The organism is Xanthomonas arboricola, assembly GCF_003353015.1.
Lineage (GTDB): Bacteria > Pseudomonadota > Gammaproteobacteria > Xanthomonadales > Xanthomonadaceae > Xanthomonas > Xanthomonas arboricola_E.
Genome location: NZ_QREM01000009.1, coordinates 530,765 through 550,922 on the forward strand (window position 1 = coordinate 530,765; position 20,158 = coordinate 550,922).

Sequence of the window (20,158 nt, forward strand, 5' to 3'; positions counted from 1 at the left end):
ATCTCTACTCTAGATACTTTGGTTGCCGGCTTGACGCTGCTCAAGCGTCGCGCGGGGTGAGCGACCATCGGTCCCGCGTCCGGCAAAGTCAGGCTGCGCTGCAGGCGTTCCGTGGCCTATAGGCCTGACACCCCTTGGGCTGTCAGGAAGTTCTGAGTCACGCGGCGCTGTCGCCCTACGCGATTGAAACCCGGCTTGGCCGAGGCCGCGGGGCTCATTGCGGACGGGTCTTCAAAGGCACCCCGATTCCAAGACCGGTAGCGCCAGGCACGACATCCTCCAAGAACATGGTTCGCGGGCTCGGTAGGCTGCGCCCTTTGAATACCTGAGCGCATCAAGGCATACGTTCAAAAAGTAGCGTGTCGCGCTGACCCTTGACGAAGATCGAAAGCGTCGCGCTGCCATCCGGACGAATCTGCATGGTGGCTTGGCTGTCGCTGAGCTGACGGCAATATCCGCGATCATTCGCGACGACCCATGTGGTCAACGCCCCATCGACGCGACCGGCGTATCGCAATTCCACTTGACAATCCCTAGGAGCGCCATAGCGCAGGCGACCAAGCACATCCCCAGGCCGGACGCTGGCCGCAACAATCTCTAACTGTGCGCTGATAAGGCCCGCAGCTCGCCAGCGACCGGCTTCAGCCACCCCTTCCTTTTTCTGGTCCAGGGTTATGACCAAAGGCTGCTCATGTCCCAGCAGTGTGAGCTCTATACTCTCTGCTGTCTCGTCCATCACCCTAAGCTGAGCCTGTTTACCGGTCTGCGCGTCGCAGAACTTGCCCCCGTTACGGGACGTCAGCGTGTAAGCATCGTTCTGCGCCCGCAATTCCAGGGCACAGTTGAAGGGCGGCCCAAACCGCAAGTCCCCAACCTGGGGGCCGCTGCCGCCTGTCGCGCGCTCACTCAAGCGGACATAAACCGGGCCCGCGGCCCCGCTAGCGGGCAGGATTCCGCGCCAATCACCGGCTGGAATGCCGTCAGCCGGAGCTGCCTGAGTTACAGCTGACGTTAGACAGCTCGCTAGGAGCAACGCCACGAGGGAGATGTGCTTAGGATGTTTGCCTTGACTAGACATTGGTGCCTCTTACCGGCTTCAGCAGGATGGAATGATCAATGACGCCTTGTTCCGCACACTGCCAGCGGCAACCAGGCGACATGTATATCGTGATCATAAATGACCTTTGGGACCGAGACCTCTAGCAGAAATTTCAAAGCAATCTTCCCGCACCAAGCGCAAGACGCTCCGTGCGAGCTTGGCTCTGAAAAGCCGAGGCTTGATGGGCAATTCCATTGGCACGCCGCCACCCAAGCCCAGGACGCAACTATCCTCTCCCATAGAGCTTTCATACCCCAGACCCGCCGCCAAGCCTGACAATGAGAGCTGATCGAAGCCGACAAGATGCCGCTCAAGCGTCGCGCGAGATGAGGCACCGTTGGCCCCGCATCCGGCAAAGTCAGAGTGTGGAGCGATGCTCCATAGGTCCCGAGCCCTCCTCGACATCAGCAGATCCTGAGCAAAGTAATCGTGTCCCTCACTCAGTTGCTCCGACACATCCGAAGCCAAGCTGATCATTATTCGGACGGGTCTTCGTAGGCACCACGATTCCAAGACCGATAGCGCCAAGGCACGACATCCTCCAGAAACGTGATCTGCGGGCTCGGCAGTGTGCCTAGCGATACCAAGCTGCTCTTCAGCCGCTCCGCGTGCGCCTGCGGCACGAATAACCAAGGTCTGACCGACCACTCAGCTGGCACCCCGCTGTCACGCACCAATGCTGCCTTTACCCCGTCCCAGTGTTCGTCCCAGGCTCTCAGCCGACCGAGCAGCGACGGCGCCCTGGACGCATAGGTGATTTCGCATAGGTAGGCGGCCTGCTCTTTGAAGCTCACGGCCACAGCATCGCAATACCAATGCGGGCCACTAGTGTCCGGATTGGCCCCTTCATTGAGCTGGATGCAGCACTGGCTGTTGACGAACAGCGCGCGGTCGGCGCGGAGATATTCCAATACCACGCCCTCGAAGTGATCCATGTTAGTTAACTCCTGTCTTCGGCTGCATCATCTACCGAAATAATACTAACATCCGAGCAAACCATTTAGGAACAGTACACCTTAAAAGCTAACATAAAGACTGCTTTAGTTAGCCTATTTGCATTAAACAGTACAGTAATGACAGGGTAAATCACTCTAAATTATTCCCCAGCACGCCGCTAAACCATTGAATTACATGAGACTTCCGCACTTAAACCAGACAGAATAATTTTGGTGGAAGTTCGAGCCAGCCCTTCACGGTAGAGTTTGCTTCAAGCAAAGTAAAAAACTGCCCTTTTTGATTGACGAATTTCTGGGCTGTTTTATCACTACTTCCATTGTTCCAATGGAAGCAAGCCGTGTCATCTACAGTCCAGCAACAGCTCCGCGATTACATCACCGCCCCCTTCGGTCTCCTGCAAATAAAGGATGTCCATGTTGGGAACGTCCGGGCCTCCGAAATCAACATCACGGGCCGCGAAGCCGCCATTCACGCACTGGAGCTCTTCGACCGCGCGGATGAGCGCTCTCGGAGGGTGCGCCTCAGCAAGAGCCGGACGCTCTATCCCGAGCCCCTGCCCCTCGGCTCCCCTGCTCGGCTGCTCTCGGTCGAGATCTCGGACTACTTAGGCCACCGCGACCGCTGCTGCCTCGCCAAAGAGACCATCGATGCCACGGCTCGCACACTGAAGCTTCTACGGATTGCCTGCGGCGACATTCCTGTTTCCCGCATCGACCACGCTCACATCTACAAGCTCTGGGACCTGATGCGTTGGGCGCCGCCACTTCTGCTGTCCGATCCCAAGTATCGGGACTACACGTTCGAGCAGGCGGTTGCCCTTGGTAAGGAACTTGGCGTGTCGCCACCTGCTCCTGCCACGCTTGAGAAGCACAGGAGGTTCTTGGTGTCTTTCTTCGGCAAGCTGGTGAAGGCCAAAGCCATTTCCATGTCGCCGATGGACGCGTTCCCGGAAATCAAGAAGGACCTAGTAGTGGACACGAACAAGCCCGAGCGCTTGTTCGACGAGGAAGAGCTTCAGCGCATCTTTTCACCCAAGACATTTCCGGCCTGGGCCAAAAAGTATCCCCATCGGTGGTGGCTGCCCATGATCTCGCTTTACACCGGCGCGCGCATCAACGAGCTCGCCCAACTAAAAGTCGCTGACATCGTCGAAGAGGCCAAGGTCTGGTGTATCCGCATCCAGAAAACGGTCGACGCCGATCTCAGGCATAAGGATCGAAACAGGAGCCGTCAAAGCCTGAAAGGCAAAGCAGCAGTTCGCACGCTGCCCATCCCCAAGCCACTCCTCGATGTCGGCTTCTTGGACTTCCTGGAGGACATCAAGGCTTGCGGGCACCCTCGCCTCTTCCCCCACCTCTCTGCAGGCGTCAACCGGGAGACTGGAGAGACCAACGCGCGCTACAGCCAAGGCGCGGTGAACCAGTTCAGCAGCTACATGAAGACCTTGGGCTTCGGAAAGGGCATCGGCGCTCACGCCTTCCGCCACACCCTTGCCACCGAGCTTCACCACAAGAACGTGTCCGACCAAGACATCGCCCTCATCACCGGCCACTCGCTGCGGAAGAACGTGCCAGTCCTGCACGACGCGTATTTCCACAAGAAGCCCAAGCTCGCTAGGGCCACGCAGATCAGGATCCTTGCGAAATACAAGCCCCCGGTCGAGCTGCCTAAGTATGAGCGGGGACAGTTTTCGGAGTGCTTGGCGGACCCGGCGAAGTTCTATCCGTAACGTTGGCCGACGTCATATGCTCATACCGGTGGGATCCTACGCTGGCGCTAGCTCATCCAGGTTTCCAGTTCGATAAGGACTGGCCTCTGCACTGCCGACGGTTGACCCCCAGGAACTCCACTGAGCCGGGGGCTGCCGCTGTCTAATCACGCCAAGCTCTCAGGCTGCGGTTATCACTCAACCGCGTCGACGCGATGGCCGTTTGGCACGTCATACATAATGGCGGTGATCTCGCTGATCAGGCGCTGGTCCAAGAGTAGCTTCATGATTACCGCAGCAGTTTCCTTGGTAGGAATGATCAGGCCGTCTTTGTCGAACTGCACTCCCCATTGGTATTTTTCACACACTTCGCGCAGCGCACCCAAATACTTCGGATTGTCGTAGAGCTTGCGTTCTTGGATGACCGCCATGCGACGCAAATGAGTGCCATTGCTGCCGACATATGTGACCAGAGGAGCCATGTCTGTAAACAGAGATACGAACTGCTTCTCGTCCTGAAGCTCACCAAACGCATTCACGAAGCCTGCGCGATACCTCATCATTGACTCGAAGGCACGTTTATTGCCTATAAGCAGCGCTTCGTCCAAGGCGAACAGATCGAATCCCGGTTCCAAGGTGAAATCCACCCCCTCCACGGCGCTCAGCTCGCCATTTTGGAACAGCATATTGACGACCCCTTTCCTCCGATATGCGGTTTTCCAAGTAGCCGGAGAGCGGCGCAACGCATACAACACGCGCTCTTCCTGGGAGAACTTCACTAGATAGCCTATCGCGTTCTTCAGCTGATCCTTGCTTTCGATGGCGTGCTCGAGCTCTGGGCGATCCACGAGCGCCTGAAGTAAGGCAAAGTCGGTCTCGATCGCAGAGACAGAAAGGCAGCCATTTTCCGTGGGCTGGGCCAAGTGGCCGTAGGGAATCCACTCGGTCATCATTGCCCTTTCCGCCTTAGCAAAGTTACGTAACGCGTCTTCTAAAGCGGCGTCGATACGGACAAAGCTGGCGGAGAACCGGTCCGCCTTCGTGCTGGACTTAAAGACCCACAAATGGACCCCGGCACTGTCGAGGTCGAATTCCTGTAGCGCCTGCAATGCTTGATCGGTCATGGATCCCTCATTAGATAAACGTCCTGTATCTCTTCCGCCATCTGAATGCTGGGCACAAGCGGGCCCTTTTTCAAGACTCGAACCATCCTGATCGCACCGCTTTGACCCAAACCTACCTTGACCTCGTAGAGCTTCCACCCCAGCACGATCAACAAAGGGTTCATCAGAATCTGGCCAGAACGATAAGTGATGAGGAAGAGCACAACCCAAAAGACCAAGAAGCCGCCGAGCTTTTGGGGATCAGCATAGCTAAGCCCCATAAAAGACACCACGTAAGGAAGCACGTAGTTGATCAGGTCATTGGGAATCGCCTTGACCTCTTGCACGTGCACGCGATGCGGGAGACGAACCGAGCGCAGTGCAACCACCATCAAAAGCAACGCCCCAAAAGTCACCGCTACAGTCCCCCACGCCAACCACGGATGGGCAAGGATCTGGAACTGGCAATTCCATTGCCCTTTCCAACCGCATAGTGGTGCCTTCCAGTATTTGGTGGCGATGTCTTGAACCATCAAAATAACAGCTAAAGGCAGGTAGGAACCTAGAAAAAGCAACACCGCTGACCAAAACTGGAACTGCATGCATTCGGCTCCTTCCTTCATTGACACCATTGTCTCGAATGCGGTTCGCACAGCATGAGAAGCTACTCTAGCTGTAAGCCGAGGAGCCAGCCTTTAGCTCTCGATCTGAAAGTCGGAGCCTTTGGGGATGCAATGGCACAGCCCTATCGTGTGCAACGGCGCCGTCCTGACTTTCAATGGCAGGCCGACACGTAGGCAATGTAACCAAGAGGGACTGGAGCATCGCTCTTCAGCGATGCTGCGTGGGGAGCAAGTCCTTCACAAGGTTCAGAGCCTCGCGCTGCTTCGCCGCCGGCAGTTGGGACACCACAAGAATCACCTCGGCCAGAAGGTCTGACGTCGCATGAAAGTAGGCCACCGGCAAGTCCAGCGCCTTTGCTAAGGCCTCAGCCGTCGCAGGGTCCGGGTCATGTTGCCCCGTCTCGTAGCGGCTCACGCGGGTGGCTCCGGACACCGAGTCCACCATCCCAATGCGTTCGGCCAGCTCGGCCTGGGTCCAGCCCATGGCCATCCGCGCATGGCGCAGACGCTTGCCATAGACCGTGGCCGGTGTCTTGGGTTTGGGCATCGAGAAGATTGCACGAAAGCTGAATTCCCTCAGTGTGCCGCTTGGAAGCGGGCTTCTCATCTGCGATTATCGTAAATGCTGCCAGACCGGCGGTCTACAGGGGCTTTTCGTATGAAGCAAACAGGACACGGAGCGTTCGCTGCGCTCTTGGCTTTGACGCTTGTCGCGCCGCTCACCACCTATGCTCAAGACGCGCCGGAGCAAAAGCCCGGCTTCTTCCGCCAGCTCGGAAAGAGCTTGGCCGACTCGGGGAAGCAGATGGTTGGCATCCAGCCGAACGCCAGCACCAAGGCCGGCAATCAGGAGGCGGGCCCGATCTACACGCCCATCAGTGGCGCCGGGAAGCTGCCCGGACTCTTCAAAGGCGACAACCACCAGCAAGCCCAGCTCGGGAAGCTGGACTGGCCCCGAGTCGCGTTGACCTTCACCGAATGGGGCGCATCGCTGCCCTGCTGGACCGCAGAAGCACGGATCTGGACCAGCCCCACGGCATCGACCACGGAGACCTTCCGGATCTGCTTCGATGCCCCGCTGACCGAGACCGATGACTTGGGCGAGACCGCGGAGTTCAACACCTCCGCTCTGTGGAAAGGCAGGGATACCCTCAACGGCGTCCGCGTGCCTCCCAGCAAGCCCAACACGGGCGCGCAGCGTTCCGCGGGTCCCAACCCTCCGGCCCAGCCCTTTGTCGTCAACGTAAGCCGGCCAGGGGTTGCTGACCGCGCCGTGGACGTGTCGCTGCGTGTGGCGTGGGTCTCCGGATTCCTCCAGACCGCGGATCTGCATCCGGGCGCGTCGGGGATGCTGACCCCTTTCAAAGATTCGCGACTGTGGATCGCGGCCTTCAAGCCCGACGGGAACCGCGACAAGTAGCAGGTCCCGGCTTGGCCCGGCTTTCCCATCACTATTCCCTAGCAAAAAGGAACGACATGAAAAACGCATGGATTGGCCTGGTCGCGTTGACCATGGCCCTGAGCCTGACCGCCTGCGGCGGCAAGCCGTCGTCTGAAAACGCCAAGGAGGCCTTTGTCCGGTTGTTGAAGGACAGCGGTGCCGGCCAAGTGACCGACGTTCAACACTTCGAACTTACTGGATGCGTGGAAGCGGAAGGCGCCGACGGCTATCGGTGCGACACGCGCGGCCAGGCCGTGCTCAACATCGAGGGCCGGCAGGTGCCGATTCCCGTGAGCAAGAACTTGCGCTACGCCAAGAGCGACGGCACCTGGAGGGCCTACGCTAAATGAGCGCGCCTCCTCTGCTTGACCCGCCGGTGCACGCCCGGCGCAAGCTCATGACACCACGGGACCGGTTTTTTTGGTGGTATGCGCTGTCTCTGCTCTTCCTGGGACCTTTCGGGTTCCTTGTCGGGCCACTCATGGCCCGGCGAGGAACGCGGAAGGTAGGACGCCTCTACCCGGCCGATGCTCGTGTGGCTCAGGCGCGGGACAAGGGCTTCGCCTGGTGGCAGTGGTGGGCCATGACCATCCTCACTCTGATGGGCGCATTCGGGGCCTTTGCTGTCCTGAGCGGGCTGCCGATGTTTCTGTTCGTGCTGTATGCGCAGCTGATACAGGCAGGGGCTTAGAGAAATACAAACGCGGGTCATCTCGACAATCCATGGAAACAACCTATTGGATTGTCGGCAGCGGCCGCAGACTGCCGCCAAAGATCCGATCTAGTCAGTCTTGACGATTCTTCAGAGGGAGCTATAAACAGCCTTTAACCGAAACCTAAGCCATGGACATTGAATCATTTTGGAACCACTCGTTTCTGTCGGCCCTGACCCGACTGCCCGCCGATCAAGCAATGGACGAAGCAACCAAGGCGACTGAACTGTGCATTGCCTATTGGCAAAGCAAGTCTGACGAGACAACCATCGACGGAAAAGGCCTCTGGCAACACCAGCCGGTGGGGGGAGTGCCAGAGGCGATCGCGACCATAAAAATGCCACGGCAAGGCAACGTCAGATTTTTGGTGTCATCTTCTTCTGATGCGCAGAAACCACAGGGTGCGCGATAGGGGCTCTGAGGAGTATATTTTTATTCTCTGCAGCCATCCACCCAGCGGCAACATTCAAGCTTGAGCTTGAGTAAAGAGTAAGTTCTTGCCCCACTCTTTTTACAGCAAAGCGCCTCTTCATGGGGGTCGTGTTGCTGCCCTCAAATGAAGCAAATTCAATCACCTCAAGACCAGTTTCCTGACTGAAGAATCGCACACTCATAACCTCAAGGATTTTTGGTGCAAATTCAATAATCTTCCTCCTCTGACTTGAAGGATTTTTCACTATTGAAAAGCTGCTGCGTATTGTGTCGTAGTCACCATGCCCTTCCATGATTTTGACGGAGTCCTGAGCTATCAAAAGCAATACTGGAGGGGTCTCGGGGAGACCGGCGCCACTGACCTGAAAAACATATGCCCTGGAACTATCCATCTCTGACATTCCACACTCCTGCGCACATTGCGTCACTGGGTATTGGCCAAGAAAGCGCGCGCACATTCAGCGCTCACTCGAACTTAGGCCTCGCTAACGATCTCATATTTCATTGCACTCAAACCGGGTGAAATCGACCCAAACCCTTGCAACTTTTCCTTCACCGTGAATTCCCGGCTGTAGGTTGAATGATGTTCGTCGTCCAGCTCATGGCCAACGATCTGGGCCCGGAGCTCCGAAACCACGCCTGCGCCCTGCAGTTCCTGGATAAAAGTCTTCCTGAGCGAATGGAAGCCTCGTTTAGCCGGCTCCCAGCCCTTCCCTACCTCGGCCAGATGCCGACTAAACGCCTTGGTGATCCAGTTGCCCTGTCCGTTCACGGCGGTGGCTTTGGCAGCCGGGAAGAGCCTCGTTTCACCAGCCTTGCGCTTGCCATCGACCCACCCCAAGAAGCCCATTTTGATAAGCTCCGGGTGAAGCGGCACCGTCCTAAGGCTGACCTCGGTTTTCACTTTCTGGTGCTCGCCATCGTCAGAGACTCGGATACAAGGGATGCCATCCTCTTCGAACACGTCCTTGATGAGGAGTTGGCCGACCTCTGACGCCCGAGCTCCGGTGTAGAGGCCAAGCAGCGAGGCCCAGCGGGCCGACTCTGACAGCTTTGCCAGCGCTTCGGGCGCGAACAAGGCTTGGATCTGCGATCTGTCATAGGCTTTGAACCCCAGCTTCTTTCGGGCCCGCTTCTCGCGCTGGGAGTAGCTGACGTGGCCGCTGGCCGGGTTGTCACCACGGGAATAGTGTCCCGACGCCATCGCCCACTCGAAGAAGCCACCTTTGCCACCGATGTAGCTCTGCTTATTCGTGAGCGTCGGCGTTGAAGCGCCCTTCTCCCGCATGTCTTGATACCAGCGGGCCAAATCCGACCTGGTTATGGCATGGACCTTGGCCTTCTCCCCGAGGAAACTAACCAATGCCTCAATCGCCGTCTTTTTGATGGTGTAAGTCTTCGGCAGCGTCGAGCCCTTGAGGGTCGCCAGGAACGCGTCCCGGGCCTTTCCCAGCGTCATCGTTTCGATAGCTGGCGCAGAGGCGTGCCGCACCTGGCTCACCGGATGCGCACCGAATGTATTGAATGTGGCGGCTGGGAGCCGCGACGGTTGGGCGGTCGCCCCAACCCTTGCTTCCAGCTCCATTAGCTGCCGATACAGCTTCAGGTCCTTCGGACTATCGATCTGCCACTGCTCCGTCACCGTCCCATCCGGCTGTCGAGTGCGGTTGAGTGTTAGTTCTTGGAGGTTCTCAGCGCTCGTCAGGCGAGCGATGAGCAGGTCAGCGTCCGTCTTGCTCAGATTGGCCACGCGTTGATCCTTCAACTGTGCGAAGAGCCGAGCATATCCCGCCCCAAGCACCACCGCACGCACATGCGCCTGCGCTAGGTCCTTCGTTTGCAAGGTGCGTTTGATAAGCCGGCAGCCCATCACGCTTTGCAAATCGATGGGCACACGTTGGACGAACGACCAGCGGCCAGTGGACGACCGGCTCAAATGATGAGGGATGCGCATGCGAATGTTTCCTCTGCATGCTTCCTGCCTCCCAATCGAACCAAATCAGATTTTTACATTAAAAATCAATGACTTGGGACCGACTGGCGGAGAGAGTGGGATTCGAACCCACGGAAGGTTTGACCCTTCGCCGGTTTTCAAGACCGGTGCCTTAAACCGCTCGGCCATCTCTCCGATGCTGCTTTGCGCGACCGCCGAAGGTGTCGGGTGATCACGCCTGCGCCACGCGCGAAGCGGGTGACGTCTGTCGATGGATGCTGCATTGCGCGCTGCCCTCGACCCGGGATTGCTCCCGGGCGCGCATTCTCGCACGCCCGGACGCGCTTTGCTAAGCGCCGCGTGTTGTTGAGCTGCACAGTGCTGCAAAGCGGTTCCATTTGCCGGTGACGCAGCATTCCCGATTACGCAGCGCTGCCAGGCGACACAGCGCTGATGGGCCGACATCGGCAACCCGGATGTCCGCGACCAGGCACAGCGATCAGCCGGCTTCGGCCACAGCCAGGCGCGGTGCAGTGGCGGTTGCACGCTTGAGCTTTTCGGCCAGCTCGGCGCAGTTGCCGCCGCAATCCAGGCGCGAGCGTTCGATTTCCTGCGGTAGGTGCTCGGCCAGGAAGTCGATGAACACCCGCACCGCCGGCAGCAGGCCGCGACGCGAGGCGAACACTGCGTGGCAGATGCCCTGCGGCAGCGACCAGTGCGGCAGCACCACTTCCAGCTCGCCGCTGCGCACGGCTTCGGCGCACACGGTTTCCGGCAGCATGGTGATGCCGAAGCCATCGCGCGCCATCGACTGCAGCAGCGGGAAATCGAAACCGGCCAGGCGCGGCTGCAGGTCCACCCGGCGCATCTCGCCGTTGGGGCCGTGCAGCTCCCAGCGCTGGTGCGCTTCGTCCTCGCTGGTGCTCATGGTGGTGTGGTTGGCCAGCTCGCTCGGGTCCTTGGGGCGCCCGGCGCGGTCCAGATACCTGGGGCTGGCCACCAGCAGCTCCTGTACCTGGCCGAAGCTGCGCATCACCAGGCTGCCGTCGTCGTCCAGCCGCGAGCGCACGCGCAAGGCGATGTCATAGCCTTCGTTGATGACGTCGACGCGGCGGTTGCTGATGTTGAGCTGCAGCCGCACCTTGGGGTACTTGGCCAGGAATTCCGGCAACAGCTTGGGCAGCTGGATCTGCGCCAGCGAGACCGGAACGCTTACGCGGACAAGGCCGCGCGGTTCGGCGCTGAGCCGGTCCACCACCTCGCGTGCGGCCTGCGCTTCGGCCAGCATGGTCTGGGCGTGCCGATGCACGCTGGTGCCGACATCGGTGACCGCAAAACGGCGCGTGGAGCGCTGCAGCAGGCGCACGCCCAGGTCGGTTTCGAGCTGGCTGATGCGGCGGCTCAGGCGCGACTTGGGGATCCCGAGCGCACGCTCGGCTGCGGCAAAGCCGCCGTGGTCCACCACCATCGCGAAGTAATACAGGTCATTCAGGTCGTGCATGGCGCTTGCATCCATGGATAGAACGATAAGTGACATTTAAGCACTTTCATCCCAGCAGGGCAACGACCAACTACACCAGAAATGTAATTTCTTGCGGCCGGCACCGGACCACCGCGCATGGCGTTCTAGCGTCCTGCCAGGGCAGCGTGCCGACCTGCGGCTGGTGTCGGCAGGCCCGCTCGCCCGGTCCGTCCGCGTCGTCCAGGCAATGCAGCAAGATGTCAACCATGGAAATGCAAACGGGGCCAACGATGGCCCCGCTCCCGTTCGATCATCCTGCCGATCACTTTCCGCCAAGCACGCGGCAGCACTGCTGACCATCGCCACAGCCGTCCGCGACAGTGCGGAAGTGGCTGGTCACTTGACCAACGCTCATCAGTCGAGACATGCCTGCATGCGCAGAGTCGCACGTGAAAGACGCACGCCACCTCCGGGCAACGGCGGCGCCCGCCTGGCGGCTGCGCAGCAGGTACGCGCCGCCCTTAGCCGATCCGCTCGATCCCACCCATGTACGGACGCAGCACCTCGGGCACGTCGATCGAGCCATCGGCGTTCTGGTAATTCTCCATCACCGCGATCATCGCGCGGCCCACCGCGGTGCCGGAGCCGTTGAGCGTGTGCAGCAGCTCCGGCTTGCCGCTGGCCGGGTTGCGCCAGCGCGCCTGCATGCGGCGCGCCTGGAAATCGCCGCAGTTCGAGCACGACGAAATCTCGCGATAGGTGTCCTGCGACGGCAGCCACACCTCCAGATCGTAGGTCTTGACCGCAGAGAAGCCCATGTCGCCGGTGCACAGCAGCACCTTGCGATACGGCAGGCCGAGTTTTTCCAGCACCACTTCGGCGCAACGCGTCATGCGCTGGTGTTCGGCATCGCTGTGTTCCGGCGCGCAGGCGGTGACCAGCTCGACCTTTTCGAACTGGTGCTGGCGGATCATGCCGCGCGTGTCGCGGCCGCCGCTGCCGGCTTCGGCGCGGAAGCACATCGAATGGGCGGTCATGCGCAGCGGCAGACGCTCGGCATCGACGATCTCGTCGCGCACGATGTTGGTCAGCGGCACCTCGGAGGTAGGGATCAGGTAGCGGCGTGATTCACCCACTTCGGTCTGAAACAGGTCGTCCTCGAACTTGGGCAGTTGCCCGGTGCCGCGCATCGAGTCAGCATTGACCAGCAGCGGCACGTTGGTTTCTTCGTAGCCATGCTCGCCGACATGCAGGTCGAGCATGAATTGCGCCAGCGCGCGGTGCAGCCGCGCGACCGGCCCACGCAGCACGGTGAAACGCGCACCCGACAGCTTGGCGGCGGTCTCGCCGTCCAGCCAGCCGTGCGGCGCGCCGAGTTCCACGTGGTCCTTGACCGGGAAATCGAACTGGCGCGGCGTGCCCCAGCGCGACTGCTCGACGTTCTCGCTCTCGTCCTTGCCCTGCGGCACCTCGTCGGCCGGCAGATTGGGCAGGCCCAGCGCGATGGTCTCGAGCTTGGCGCGGATCACCTCCAGCGCCTCTTCGGAGGCCTTGAGCTCATCGCCGAAACCTGCCACCTCGGCCATCAGCGCAGCGACATCCTCGCCCTTGGCCTTGGCCTGCCCGATCGCCTTGGATTTGGAATTGCGCTGACTCTGCAGTTCCTGCGTGCGCACCTGGATGCGCTTGCGCTCGCTTTCCAGCGACTCCAGTTCCGCGGTGTCCAGGGAGAAACTACGCGTGCTGCGCAGGCGCTCGGCAAGGTCGGCGGGATGTTGGCGAAGCAGGGCCGGATCTAGCATCGGGAGTCTGTGAGTCAGTGGGAAGCGCGAGATTATCGCCTGTTCCGCCACCTGCTGCGATCGATTCACCGCCGCTATGCCAGAATTGGCCCGATCCTTCAGGTGAGCCCTATGCCCGCGCCCCGCCCTGCGTCCGATCGGCAGATCGTCCTGCGACTGCCCCGTCACACCCTGAAAATTGCCGGTATCGCCTTCGTTGCCGGCCTGTTGCTGTTCCTGCTGGTGTGGGCCACCGGGCGCAAGGACGATTTCTACAAGGCCTCGCCGACCCAACCGGCTGCAGGTACCCAGGCCGACGACAGCATCCAGCCGCTGCCAGCGCCACTGCCGGCCCAGGACGGCGCCAGCGACATGCCGCAGGCCAAACCGCCGGAAGACACTCCGACGCTGGTGGACACCGCGCCGCCAGCGCCGCCCGCGCCGACACCCTTGCCGGAGGACGCGATCCCCGGTGCGCCGGGCAGCGCAGCGCCAGCAAACGCCGCGGCAGCCCCCGGCGGAGATCGCCCGGTGCCGATGCAGGGCCAGATGCCGCCGCCGCGCTATCCCTCGGCGGCGCTGCGTCGCGGCGATGCCGGCGATGTGGTGGTGCGGGTAGACGTGGACGCGGCAGGCAACCCGGGCGGAGTGACGCTGGTGCAGCGCAGCGGCTCGCGCGACCTGGACCGCGCCGCGATGGAGGCGGTACGGCACTGGCGTTTCCACCCGGCGCAGCGCAACGGCCAGCCGATTGCCGGGAGCCTGGATATCCCGTTCGAGTTCAAGCCGGCGCAGTGACGTGCGGCCGGCCGGATGCGTCGGTCAGGCCGCACACCGACGGCCTGACTGCTGCAATCGGGGAGATCGGCACGCCGTGACCGGACAGGACCGGGCGAACCGGCACCGGCACGGGCTTTACCAAACTGAATGTCTGCCGCCGCGCAGATCTCGCCGGGTGCCCCGCCTTAACTGCGCCTCAGGCAAGGCCGACCAGACTGGTCACGTCATCCCAAAGATGCGCCAGGAGGCCGGCCATGTCCTTCATCTCCAATCCTTCCCCACACCCCACGCAGGCGTTGCCGCATCGGCCCGTGCATGCCGACGACCGCGTGCGCGACGAGTCTGCCGACGGCGCCTCGCCATGGTTGTGGGCGACCCTGCTGGCGCTGCTGGTGGTAGTGCCCACCTGGTGGTGGGCCCGGCATAGCGACGAATCGTTCGCGACCGATACGCGCCCCGCGCCAGCGGCCAGTCGTCAGATCCTGCCGACCTCGGACGGCCCGCGTGCGATGACCATGATTGCGCACCCACCGGCGCGCGCGCCGATCAGCACCGAAGAAGCGATCCCGCTGCCGGGCAATGCGATGCCGAGCTATCCGTCGGATATCGCGCAGGCCGGGATCGAAGGCAGCCGCACCGCGCGTCTGCAACTGGATGTGCAAGGCCGGGTGAGCGATGTGACCATCGTCGATCGCAGCGGCAGCAATGACCCGCGCCTGGATGCAGCGGTGAGGGACAGCTTGCGTCAGTGGCGCTTCGAGCCGGCCACCCGCGACGGCCATGCGGTGGTCAGCAGCGTGCAGGTGCCGGTCGAGTTCAGCGCACGGCGATGAGTGGCGCGGGCGGCGCGTGGGACATCGCTACCGCCGCGCCGGATGCGAAGCCGCGTCCGGGCACCGGCTGACCGGCGTCAGGTGCACCCGACGCCTCGATCGAGCCGTCTTCGTCCAGCAAGCACTGTCCGCGTTGCCACCCAGGCTGTCCTGCTGCCTGCGTTGACCGGCCGGTTGGAGTTGTCCCGCCGCTCAGGCCGTTTCAAGCCCGAAACCGGCACCGCGTGCCAGGCTGTCGAAACCCGGGAACGAAGTCGCGACATTTGCAACGTCGTTCACCCGCACGCTGCCGGTGGACAGCTGGCCGGCGATGGCAAACGCCATCGCGATGCGGTGGTCGCCGTGGCTCTCGATCACGCCGCTGCCAATGCGGCCGCCGTGAATGGTCGCGCCGTCCGGGGTCTCGTCGACCTGCACGCCAAGCGCGCGCAGCCCGGTGGCCATGGCCGCGAGGCGATCGGATTCCTTGACCCGCAGTTCGGCAGCGCCGCTGACCACCGTCTGCCCGGTTGCCGCCGCAGCGGCCACGAACAGCGCCGGAAACTCGTCGATCATGTCCGGCACCAGCGCTTCGGGAATCTGCGCGCCCCGCAACGGCGCATAGCGCACGCGCAGATCGGCCACCGGCTCGCCGCCATGTTCGGCATGCCGTTCTTCGGCGATATCGGCGCCCATCAGCCGCAGTGCCGCCAGCAGCCCGGTGCGCCGTGGATTCAGGCCTACCGCACGCAACAGCACGTGCGAGCCGGGAATGATGCTGGCTGCCACGATGAAGAACGCCGCCGAGGAGAAATCCGCAGGCACGGCGATATCGGTGGCGCGCAGGCGCTGGCCGCCACGCAGGCGGGCCTTGCCAGGCGAGAAATCGATCTCCACGCCGAACGCGGACAGCATGCGCTCGGTGTAGTCGCGGGTGGGATGCGGCTCGGTGACCGAGGTTTCGCCCTGTGCATACAGGCCTGCCAGCAACACCGCGGATTTGACCTGCGCACTGGCCACCGGCGAAACGAAGTCGATGCCGTGCAGCGCCTGCCCGCCATGCACACGCAGCGGCGGAGTGCCGTCGTCCTCGGTGTCGATGCGCGCGCCCATCTGTGCCAGCGGGCCGGTCACGCGCCGCATCGGGCGCTTGGACAGCGACGCATCGCCAACCAGCGTGCTATCGAAGCGCTGCGCCGCCAGCAGGCCGGCGAGCAGGCGCATGCCGGTACCGGCATTGCCGCAGTCCAGCGCCTCGCTGGGCGGTTGCAGACCATCCACGCCCACGCCGTGCACGATGCGCTGCGACGCCGACGGCGTGTCGATACGCACGCCGAGCTGGGCAAAAATGGCCGCGGTGGAGCGGGTGTCTTCGCCTTCGAGAAAACCGTCGATCTGCGAGACGCCATCGGCCAGCGCGGCGAACATCACCGCGCGATGCGAGACGGATTTATCGCCGGGAATGGCCAGGCTGCCCTGCAAGGCGCTGCCCTGCCGGGCGATCCAGTGCTGCGTGCTGCTGCTCATGCGTGTGATCCGATGGCTGCGGCATCGCCCTGCGGCGATGCGCGTTGAAGAGTGTCGTGGCACTGCCGTCACCTCGGCCGGTGATGGCGTGCCGGTCAGGATTGCGCCTGGCTCAGGCCCGGCGCTCAGGGAATGGCGACCGGGTACGAGCCCAGCACCTTGATCTGCGCCGAGTGCGCTTCCAGTTCGGCCAGCGCCTGCTTCATCGCCTCGTCTTCCACGTGGCCGGCCAGGTCGATGAAGAAGCCATATTCCCACTTGGCCTGGTGCGAGGGACGCGACTCGATGCGGTTCATGCTGATGCCATGCCGCGCGAACGGGCTGAGCACGTCGAACAACGCGCCCGGCTTGTCGTGGATGAACACCAGCACCGAGGTGCGGTCGTGCCCGGAGGTGGGAAAGATCTGCCGGCCGATCACCAGAAAACGCGTGGTGTTGTCGTCGTCGTCTTCGATCGACTTCATGATGACTTTCTTCAAGCCATACACATGCGCAGCGCTTTCGCCGCCGATCGCCGCGGCATCCTCGGCATTGCGGGCGCGGCGCGCGCCTTCGGCATTGCTGGAGACGGCGATCTTCTCGACCTTGGGCAGGTGCGAACGCAGCCAGCCGGCGGTCTGTGCAAACGACTGCGAATGCGCGTAGATGCGCTCGATGTCTTCCAGCCGGCCATTGCGCGAGAGCAGGTACTGGTGCACGCGCAGCTCGACTTCACCGCAGATTTTCAGGTTCGAGGTCAGGAACATGTCCAGGGTGACCTGGATGGTGCCCTGGCCGGAATTTTCCACCGGCACCACGCCGAAATCGGCATTGCCCGCTTCCACTTCCTGGAACACTTCCTCGATGGTCGCCATCGGCAGGCCGACTGCCGAGCGGCCGAAGTGCTTGAGCACCGCCTGCTGGCTGAAGGTGCCTTCCGGACCGAGATAGCCGATCTTCAACGGCTCCTGCTGGGCCAGGCACGCGGACATGATTTCGCGGTACACGTGCACCAGCACTTCATCACTGAGCGGGCCTTCGTTGCGGTCCACCACCATGCGCAGCACCTGCGCCTCGCGCTCGGGCCGGTAGTAATCCACCGCGGCGGCGAGCTTGCCCTTGGCCTTGCCGACCTGATGGGCGAAGTTTGCGCGCTCGGCGATCAACGCCTGGATACTGCGGTCGATCTCGTCGATCTTGGCGCGCACGTCGGCCAGTACCGGTGCGGCGACCGCCGGCTTTGCGAGCTTGCCTGCCGACTTGCTTGCCGCTTTTTCCACAGATTTCCCTACGGATTTACTTGCCGGCCTGGTCTTGCCGCCAGGGGCGGTCGTGGGCTTGTTGGACTTGGGAGCCATCGCTGGGCATTCCTTGAATAACGGCGCATGCGCCTGTGCGGCAGGTGCCGCGGTCGAAGAGAAGACTTGGAGCGGCTAACACTACGTGGCGAGCAATCGCACCGTAGTTTTGTCAGTCACTCTCAGCCGTGACGCTGCCGGAAGTCGTGCATGAAGCTCGCCAGCGCCTGCGCGCCCGCCACCGGCATCGCGTTGTAGAGCGAGGCGCGAATGCCGCCGACTGCCTTGTGCCCCTTCAACGCCAGCAGGCCGGCCGCCTTGGATTCGCTGACGAACAGCGCATCCAGCTGCTCGTCCGGCAGAAAGAACGGGATGTTCATGCGCGAGCGCACCGCCGGGGTGACCAGGTTGCGGTAGAAGCCACCGGAGCCATCGATCGCGCCATACACCAGCGCGGCCTTTTCGGCGTTGCGACGGGCGAACTCCTCCACCCCGCCCTGCTCCAGCATCCACTTCACGGTGAGTCCGAGCAGATACCAGTTCCAGGTCGGCGGCGTGTTGAGCATCGAATCGCGGGCGGCATGCGAGGCGTAGTTGAAGATGTCCGCGCGTGGCTGGCCGGCGCGTTCGAGCAGGTCGCGCCGCACGATCAGCACCGAGATGCCGACCGGGCCCAGGTTCTTCTGCGCGCCGGCATAGATCAGCCCGTAGCGCGACACATCCAGCGGCTCGGACGCGATCGAGGAACTGAAATCGGCAAACAACGGCAGCGTGCCCACCGCCGGCGTCTCGCGGAACTCGACGCCGTGGATGGTCTCGTTGGCGGTGATGTGCACATAGGCCGAGTGCGGCGACAAGGTCCAGCTGGCCACCGGCGGAATGTCGGTGAAGCCGCCCGCCTGCCCGTCCGCAGCAATGCGCGCATCCACGTAGGTGGCCGCCTGCCTGATCGCGGTCTTGCCCCAGTGGCCGGTGATCACGTAGTCGGCGGCCTGGCCGGGTGCGGCGAAATTGAGCGGCAGCAGCGCCTGGATGGTGGTGGCGCCACCGGCGGTGAACAGCACCGCGTAGTCGTCGGGAATCGACAGCAAGCTGCGCAGGTCGGCCTCGGCCGCGGCCGCCACGGCGATGAAATCGGCGCTGCGGTGGCTGATTTCCACGATCGAGGCGCCGACGCCGTTCCATTCGACCATCTCCGCCTGCGCCTGGCGCAGGACCGATTCCGGCAATGTCGCAGGGCCGGCACTGAAATTGAAAGCGCGTGTCATGGCACACCTTGTCGAGCTAGCCTTCTAGTATGCCGCAGCGCATCGGCCTTGGCAGCGCTGCAGAAAAGTTGCATGTGCATCCTTCTCACCGGCGTCGACGTATGGTTTGCGTAGGCCATCGGCGGTGTCATCACCATGGTCCGTTATTCTCACCAGCAGCCACTGTCAGGAGCGAGCCATGTCCCTTCGCGATGTCTTGAAGACGCCGTCCAGCGAGATCACCGATGAGGCCGTCTACCGCGACCGACGCCGGCTGCTGCAGCTGTTTGCCCTGACCCCGGCGCTGGGCGTGGCCGGTTGCGCCGAGGCCGATCCGCCGCCTCCGCCCAAGACCGTGGTGACCCCGGCGCAGGCGCGCAGTGGCTTCCGCACCGCCGAGGAACTGACCCGGCTGGAAGATGTCACCAGCTACAACAACTTCTACGAGTTCGGCACCGACAAGACCGATCCGTCCAAGGCCGCCAAGACGCTGAAGCTGTCGCCATGGTCGGTGAAGGTCAGCGGCGAGTGCGAAAAGCCCGGCAGCCTGTCGCTGGACGAATTGCTCAAGGGCATCAGCGCCGAAGAACGCATCTACCGGCTGCGTTGCGTGGAAGGCTGGTCGATGGTGATCCCGTGGACCGGCGTGCCGCTGGGCGAGGTACTCAAGCGCTTCGCGCCGACCTCCAAGGCCAGGTACGTGGCGTTCACCACACTGGCCGATCCGCAGCAGATGCCGGGCGTGCGCTACCGCTCGATCAACTGGCCATACCGCGAAGGCCTGCGCATCGACGAAGCGATGCATCCGCTGACCCTGCTGGCCACCGGCCTGTACGGCAAGCCGCTGCCGCAGCAGAACGGCGCACCGCTGCGGCTGGTGGTGCCGTGGAAGTACGGCTTCAAGAGCATCAAGTCGATCGTGGAGATCCGCTTCGTCGAGAAGATGCCCGAGACCGCCTGGCACGACCTGCAGCCGTCCGAATACGGATTCTTTTCCAACGTCAATCCGGCGGTGGACCACCCGCGCTGGAGCCAGAAGACCGAGCGCCGTATCGCCGGCACCGCCAGCAAGCTGTTCGCCGAGCGCATCGCGACCAAGCCGTTCAACGGCTACGCGGATCAGGTCGCCTCGCTGTATGCGGGGATGGACCTGAGGAAGTGGTTCTAAGGCAGTGATGCCCCCCGCGTAGGAGCGCACCCGGGCGCGACGGGCATTACCAGGAATGCCCGTCGCGCCCGGGTGCGCTCCTACGATGCATGTTG

At 62.3% G+C, this 20,158-nt stretch carries 19 protein-coding genes and 1 tRNA gene; 7 read left to right on the plus strand and 13 right to left on the minus strand.

Going from position 1 to position 20,158, the window contains the following annotated elements:
• Positions 1 to 334 precede the first annotated feature (334 nt).
• Positions 335 to 1,078: a hypothetical protein gene (locus C0541_RS12910; protein ID WP_115048897.1), complete on the minus strand. Its 744-nt coding sequence runs from the start codon at positions 1,076 to 1,078 to the stop codon at positions 335 to 337.
• Between the two features lie 497 nt (positions 1,079 to 1,575).
• On the minus strand, positions 1,576 to 2,034 hold the full coding sequence (locus C0541_RS12920) for a hypothetical protein (RefSeq protein ID WP_115048901.1): 459 nt from the start codon (positions 2,032 to 2,034) through the stop codon (positions 1,576 to 1,578).
• A 359-nt stretch (positions 2,035 to 2,393) separates the two neighbouring features.
• Here C0541_RS12920 and C0541_RS12925 point away from each other — a divergent pair, with 359 nt between their 5' ends.
• Positions 2,394 to 3,785 (plus strand): site-specific integrase, encoded by a 1,392-nt coding sequence (locus C0541_RS12925; RefSeq protein ID WP_193725921.1) that lies wholly within the window; start codon positions 2,394 to 2,396, stop codon positions 3,783 to 3,785.
• A 173-nt stretch (positions 3,786 to 3,958) separates the two neighbouring features.
• On the opposite strand, the gene C0541_RS12930 is transcribed toward C0541_RS12925, so the two are convergent.
• From C0541_RS12930 to C0541_RS12940, 3 genes are all read right to left on the minus strand, one after another.
• Entirely contained in the window at positions 3,959 to 4,888 is a 930-nt protein-coding gene (locus C0541_RS12930) for a Kiwa anti-phage protein KwaB-like domain-containing protein (RefSeq protein WP_115048905.1), read from the minus strand.
• Positions 4,885 to 5,469, minus strand: coding sequence for a hypothetical protein (locus C0541_RS12935; protein ID WP_115050306.1), 585 nt, complete (start codon positions 5,467 to 5,469; stop codon positions 4,885 to 4,887). The genes C0541_RS12930 and C0541_RS12935 overlap by 4 nt, the downstream gene beginning before the upstream one ends.
• A 229-nt stretch (positions 5,470 to 5,698) precedes the next feature.
• Complete coding sequence (locus C0541_RS12940; protein ID WP_115048907.1) at positions 5,699 to 6,037, minus strand: helix-turn-helix domain-containing protein; 339 nt, start codon at positions 6,035 to 6,037, stop codon at positions 5,699 to 5,701.
• 111 nt (positions 6,038 to 6,148) lie between these two features.
• On the opposite strand from C0541_RS12940, the gene C0541_RS12945 reads away from it, so the two are divergent.
• From C0541_RS12945 to C0541_RS12955, 3 genes are read left to right on the plus strand one after another with little or no spacing between them, the layout of a single operon-like run.
• Positions 6,149 to 6,910: a hypothetical protein gene (locus C0541_RS12945; RefSeq protein WP_161960048.1), complete on the plus strand. Its 762-nt coding sequence runs from the start codon at positions 6,149 to 6,151 to the stop codon at positions 6,908 to 6,910.
• Between the two features lie 56 nt (positions 6,911 to 6,966).
• Positions 6,967 to 7,281: a hypothetical protein gene (locus tag C0541_RS12950; protein WP_115048911.1), complete on the plus strand. Its 315-nt coding sequence runs from the start codon at positions 6,967 to 6,969 to the stop codon at positions 7,279 to 7,281.
• Complete coding sequence (locus tag C0541_RS12955) at positions 7,278 to 7,622, plus strand: hypothetical protein (RefSeq protein WP_115048913.1); 345 nt, start codon at positions 7,278 to 7,280, stop codon at positions 7,620 to 7,622. Before C0541_RS12950 ends, C0541_RS12955 begins: the two co-directional genes overlap by 4 nt.
• Positions 7,623 to 8,000: 378 nt before the next feature.
• Here the strand turns inward: C0541_RS12955 and C0541_RS20760 are convergent, their stop codons facing one another.
• The 5 genes from C0541_RS20760 to serS all read right to left on the minus strand — a co-directional run bounded on the left by C0541_RS20760 (position 8,001) and on the right by serS (position 13,273).
• A complete protein-coding gene (locus C0541_RS20760; protein ID WP_153064986.1) occupies positions 8,001 to 8,477 on the minus strand; it encodes a hypothetical protein in 477 nt (158 codons plus the stop codon).
• Positions 8,478 to 8,551: 74 nt separating this feature from the next.
• A complete protein-coding gene (locus tag C0541_RS12960) occupies positions 8,552 to 10,030 on the minus strand; it encodes a site-specific integrase (RefSeq protein ID WP_161960049.1) in 1,479 nt (492 codons plus the stop codon).
• 84 nt (positions 10,031 to 10,114) lie between these two features.
• A tRNA-Ser gene (locus C0541_RS12965) sits at positions 10,115 to 10,204 on the minus strand.
• Between the two features lie 304 nt (positions 10,205 to 10,508).
• Positions 10,509 to 11,525, minus strand: a complete 1,017-nt coding sequence (locus C0541_RS12970; protein ID WP_115048915.1) for a LysR family transcriptional regulator — start codon at positions 11,523 to 11,525, stop codon at positions 10,509 to 10,511.
• Positions 11,526 to 11,992: 467 nt separating this feature from the next.
• A complete protein-coding gene (gene serS, locus C0541_RS12975; RefSeq protein WP_115048917.1) occupies positions 11,993 to 13,273 on the minus strand; it encodes a serine--tRNA ligase in 1,281 nt (426 codons plus the stop codon).
• A gap of 111 nt (positions 13,274 to 13,384) precedes the next feature.
• Between serS and C0541_RS12980 the strand changes: the two genes are divergently transcribed.
• Positions 13,385 to 14,050 (plus strand): energy transducer TonB, encoded by a 666-nt coding sequence (locus tag C0541_RS12980; protein ID WP_161960050.1) that lies wholly within the window; start codon positions 13,385 to 13,387, stop codon positions 14,048 to 14,050.
• A gap of 347 nt (positions 14,051 to 14,397) precedes the next feature.
• Entirely contained in the window at positions 14,398 to 14,865 is a 468-nt protein-coding gene (locus C0541_RS12985; RefSeq protein WP_115050310.1) for an energy transducer TonB, read from the plus strand.
• 192 nt (positions 14,866 to 15,057) lie between these two features.
• Here the strand turns inward: C0541_RS12985 and aroA are convergent, their stop codons facing one another.
• The 3 genes from aroA to serC all read right to left on the minus strand — a co-directional run bounded on the left by aroA (position 15,058) and on the right by serC (position 18,916).
• Entirely contained in the window at positions 15,058 to 16,371 is a 1,314-nt protein-coding gene (gene aroA / locus C0541_RS12990; protein WP_115048921.1) for a 3-phosphoshikimate 1-carboxyvinyltransferase, read from the minus strand.
• A 125-nt stretch (positions 16,372 to 16,496) separates the two neighbouring features.
• Entirely contained in the window at positions 16,497 to 17,708 is a 1,212-nt protein-coding gene (pheA, locus tag C0541_RS12995) for a prephenate dehydratase (protein WP_115048923.1), read from the minus strand.
• 122 nt (positions 17,709 to 17,830) lie between these two features.
• Positions 17,831 to 18,916: a 3-phosphoserine/phosphohydroxythreonine transaminase gene (serC, locus tag C0541_RS13000; protein ID WP_115048925.1), complete on the minus strand. Its 1,086-nt coding sequence runs from the start codon at positions 18,914 to 18,916 to the stop codon at positions 17,831 to 17,833.
• A 178-nt stretch (positions 18,917 to 19,094) separates the two neighbouring features.
• On the opposite strand from serC, the gene msrP reads away from it, so the two are divergent.
• Positions 19,095 to 20,063, plus strand: a complete 969-nt coding sequence (gene msrP / locus C0541_RS13005; protein WP_115048927.1) for a protein-methionine-sulfoxide reductase catalytic subunit MsrP — start codon at positions 19,095 to 19,097, stop codon at positions 20,061 to 20,063.
• Positions 20,064 to 20,158: the final 95 nt, after the last annotated feature.